This window comes from Komagataeibacter europaeus LMG 18890 (genome assembly GCF_000285295.1).
Taxonomy (GTDB): domain Bacteria; phylum Pseudomonadota; class Alphaproteobacteria; order Acetobacterales; family Acetobacteraceae; genus Komagataeibacter; species Komagataeibacter europaeus.
On record NZ_CADP01000176.1, the window covers coordinates 1 to 3,743 of the forward strand.

The 3,743-nt window shown below is 52.1% G+C and carries 4 protein-coding genes; 3 read left to right on the plus strand and 1 reads right to left on the minus strand.

Features of this window, described 5'->3' with window-relative positions; all coding sequences use genetic code 11:
* The 3 genes from GEU01_RS19935 to GEU01_RS25100 all read left to right on the plus strand — a co-directional run.
* The coding region (locus tag GEU01_RS19935; protein WP_019087227.1) for a Tn3 family transposase at positions 1-1,249 on the plus strand (1,249 nt) is incomplete at its 5' end.
* Positions 1,250-1,595: 346 nt separating this feature from the next.
* Complete coding sequence (gene parA, locus GEU01_RS25095; protein ID WP_010517102.1) at positions 1,596-2,255, plus strand: ParA family partition ATPase; 660 nt, start codon at positions 1,596-1,598, stop codon at positions 2,253-2,255.
* Between the two features lie 27 nt (positions 2,256-2,282).
* Entirely contained in the window at positions 2,283-2,540 is a 258-nt protein-coding gene (locus GEU01_RS25100) for a ribbon-helix-helix domain-containing protein (protein WP_081500038.1), read from the plus strand.
* A 40-nt stretch (positions 2,541-2,580) separates the two neighbouring features.
* Here GEU01_RS25100 and GEU01_RS19940 read toward each other — a convergent pair whose 3' ends face one another.
* Complete coding sequence (locus GEU01_RS19940) at positions 2,581-3,636, minus strand: replication initiator protein A (protein ID WP_025439983.1); 1,056 nt, start codon at positions 3,634-3,636, stop codon at positions 2,581-2,583.
* Between the last annotated feature and the right edge of the window lie 107 nt (positions 3,637-3,743).

Sequence of the window (3,743 nt, forward strand, 5' to 3'; positions counted from 1 at the left end):
CCGGCTGCCACGGATCAAGATTACTGATCTTCTGCTGGAAGTGGACCGCTGGATCAGCTTCACCGACTGCTTTACCCATCGCCGTTCCAGCCGTGTCGCGGATGACAAAAACGCCCTGCTGACGGTGATCCTGGCGGATGGGATTAATCTTGGTCTGACACGCATGGCCGACACCTGTCAGGGTGCCACCCTGCGCCAGTTGGCGCATCTGCATGACTGGCATATCAGCGAGGCCGGATACGCCGAAGCCCTTGGCCGTATGGTTGCAGCCCATCGTGGGCTGCCCCTGGCGTCACTCTGGGGAGACGGCACATCGTCCTCAAGTGATGGTCAATTGTTTCATGCAGGTGGCAGAGGCGCTGCGATCAGCGATATCAATGCGCGCAATGGCAGTGAACCGGGCGTCAGTTTCTACACCCACATCTCCGATCAGTATGATCCGTTTTCGACCCGGGTGATTGCTGCGACGGCCGGTGAAGCGCCCTATGTTCTGGATGGACTGCTTTATCATGCTAACGGACTTTCCATTGAAGAGCATTATACAGATACGGGTGGGGCATCGGATCATGTTTTCGGGCTGATGCCCTTCTTTGGTTATCGATTTGCGCCCAGGATACGGGATCTGAAAGAGCGGAAACTTCACCTTTTTCCGGGACAACACCCGGGCGAACTTCTGGGTGGGATGGCCGGTGACCTGATCAATACCAACCATATTGTGGAACACTGGGACGACCTGCTGCGTCTCGTCACATCTATTCGGAGTGGAACCGTGACCGCTTCGGCCATGCTGCGCAAACTCGGATCTTACCCCCGTCAGAATGGTCTGGCTGTGGCTTTGCGCGAAGTCGGCCGGATCGAACGGTCAATTTTTATGCTCGACTGGATACAGGATCTGGATTTGCGCAGACGAACCCAGGCTGGACTCAATAAGGGAGAAGCCCGGAATGCGCTGGCTCGGGCGCTCTTCTTCAATCAGCTTGGCGAACTGCGGGATCGGCGTTTTGAAAATCAGGCCTATCGGGCGTCAGGTCTGAACCTGCTGGTGGCAGCGGTCATCCTATGGAATACGCGCTATCTTCAGTCTGCCATCACGACGCTCGGTATTTCAGATGACCTGGCCCAGCATATCGCACCCCTCGGCTGGGAGCATATTTCTCTGACAGGCGACTATCGCTGGAATGTCGATGAGCAGCCCGAAGCTGGCGCGTTACGACCGCTTCGGGTACCTGCATCCCTACTTGTTGCGTGAACCTCAATGTGGCCAGTTCTACAGGTGTTCACTCCAAGCGTACGTAAAATACACTTTCGTGTCGTGATCCCTATTAGGCTATTGTATATAGAGCAAATATGATGTCAGCATGCTCTCATGCTCTCATGCTCTCATGCTCTCATGCTCTCATGCTCTCATGCTCTCATGCTCTCATGCTCTCATGCTCTCATGTTAACACGATGACATTGAAATGAGTGCCAACACATCGGCTGGAGATATATGAAATGTTCGGTTCGATTAAATTATTCGTTTTTTGTGAGTTAGATATTGAGTTATCAAAATATCATGATAATGAGTTAATATGTTAACACGGAAACATGATGGCATGAAAACAATCGCGATCATTAGTCAGAAGGGGGGGGCTGGGAAGACGACGCTTGCCCTGCACCTGGCGACCAGTGCCAGTGCCGCTGGATACGTTTCTCTTATCCTCGATACAGACCCTCAAGCGACTGCAAGTTCATGGAAAGCGTGGCGAGGGGATGCCGACCCGGATGTGGTGGATTGTGCAGCCCACGCCTTGTTATCAAGAAAGCTGGAGCAAGCCTCTGAACTAGGCGCAGAGCTATCAATAATAGATACCCCGCCTCATGCCGATATTATGGCGCGTGAGGCGTGCCGTGTCGCTGACTTCTTATTGATTCCATGTAGACCACGCGCTTTCGATATGGATGCTGTCAGAACAACGGCAGAACTTGTGCGAGCCAGTGGCAAGCCTGCCTTTGTGATTTTTACTGCAGGGCCTCCTCGTGCGCCTCAAGTTTATAGAGAGGCGGCTGCGGTCGTGGCGCAGTTCGGCATCCCTGTTGCTCCTGTTGTCTTGTCAGAGCGTGCGATTTTTCATCATAGCGTTGGTTCCGGTCAGACTGCGCAGGAAGCGGAGCCGGAAAGCAAGGCTGCTGCTGATGTGGCACGGTTGTGGAATTGGGTGTGTGATCAAGTTAACATGCCATCACACAAACAAGATGATACAAAAACACGTTAGCAAATTTCTAAGTTAAGGACGTACAGCATGAGTCGGTTTGCTGGTCTCAAAAAGACGGTCGCGCCATCGGTTGTGGAACCGGAAGCGCAAGCAGTGGTAGAGAAAGCCCGCCCGCGCAATCCGAGAGAAGGTAAGCGGGCTGTGGTGGGATATTTTTCCCCAGCGGTTAGCAAAGGACTACATCAACTCGCCCTTGATACTGATACAACTATTCAGGGTTTGATTGGGGAAGCCATTGATGACCTGATGCGTAAGCACGGGCGCCATCCTTTTGGAGAGCGCTGACCCCTATTTCACGTAGAAGTATGCTTGTATATTTGCACAATCAGGGTTGACCGCGCTTAGCAAACCACGTCTCGCAGAACTTGATGAAATGCCGCTCGGGATTCTTCGGGGCGATCTCGTTATCACCCAGCCACATACGCCATTCTCTTTCGAGATGGTGTACATCCCAACCTGGTGCGACGTTCCGAGCATCCCCGTAAATATCAGGATCGAGCGCGCCCATCCAAGCCTCTGCTGCGGGCTCGGCAGCTCTCATCGTGCCGCGATTGATAAATGTTACCATGTCTTTCTGGAGATCGAATTCGACACGGTAATCTGGCAGATGATCGCTCGCTGCGAGATTTTTTATCATCTGTCGGAATAGCTTTTCTGGGCTTTGAGAGCCTGATTTTTTCAACAGAATCTCAAGAGAGACTTTCCATGCTGTTTGCTGACCGCAATGCTTGCGGGCTAGTTCATAAACGCGTCGTTCCAACGGTTTGCGTAGCCGGAAATAATCACGGTGTAGTGTCAGAACATCATTGCTCTTGATTGCGTTAAAGACCCAATCCGACAGCTTGATTTCGCAATGCAACAGGCGGCCGTCGAGGCCGAGTTTACGGCGGATGGATGAAGCGTCGATCAGGCCAAAACCGTCCACCTGTTCTTCGTCGCCTGTGACAATGTTGGTGCGGATACGGGTTCCCTCAAGGCGGTCGAGGGCTTCGATGAGGGCCTTATAGTCTTTACCTGCCGTACCGCGATTGGTGAAGATAAGTAAGTCACGGCTGCTGATCCGCACCCGTTGCGATACCTTCTCCCCGGCTTTTAGCTTCGCCATGATCTGTGAAATGCAGTAGATCAAAATATCCTTGTCGTAGATTGTAGCAAGACCCTTCACGCTTGGCGTGATTTCCAGCCATTGCCCATTATGCTCATAGCGGCGAATGGAAGTCTCAGGTTTTTTGGACAAGGAATAGAACGGATGCTCCATTTGGGGCATCACATCCTTAAGTACCGCATCTGCCACGTCGCAGATGAACAGGTCATGCTGAGGATGACGCTCCGGTAAAAGAGCCTCATAAACAACTGGCTGATTCGGGGTTTCAGATACCATAACTTACGTTCGGGGTTTCAGATACCCGTGTCAAGTGATTCGGGGTTTTAAATACCGGAAGCAAGATTCGGGGTTTTAAATACCAAGATTCGGGGTTTTAAATACCA